Genomic DNA, 394 nt, shown 5'->3' on the forward strand with positions numbered 1-394 from the left:
CTATACTCTCGTTCGCGATCGCCGCCGCGAGGTGAGTTTTCCCGCACCCATATGCTCCCAGGAGCACCAGCCAGTCTTGTGGTTGCTGCGCGAAGCGGCGCGATGTCTCTCGCGCCACCTCGAAGGAGCGGTTGCCTACGAAGGCCAGGCTGGCGAATGTCTTGTCGACGAGGCCGCCGAGGTTGCTGAGTCGAAGAAGCTCCGCTCGGCGCCGTTCCTGGCGCTTTGCCTTCGTGCAGTCGCAGGGAACCAGCGTGTTGACGTAGCGCCCGCCTGGCTCCGCCAGTGTGCTTAGCCAGCCCGCGCCGCTACAGATAGGGCAGACGTCGGTGGTAGCGTTTGAAAACTCTTCAGCTACCGCCTCATTGAGGGAGTTTTGACCATCACCCTGGAG

General features: G+C 62.7%; 1 protein-coding gene. It reads right to left on the reverse strand.

The window, feature by feature from the left end; all coding sequences use genetic code 11:
* The coding region (locus I6F33_RS38105; RefSeq protein WP_225145812.1) for an ATP-binding protein at positions 1-394 on the reverse strand (394 nt) is incomplete at both ends.

Origin of the sequence: Bradyrhizobium sp. BRP20 (genome assembly GCF_020194215.1) — a bacterium.
Lineage (GTDB): Bacteria > Pseudomonadota > Alphaproteobacteria > Rhizobiales > Xanthobacteraceae > Bradyrhizobium > Bradyrhizobium yuanmingense.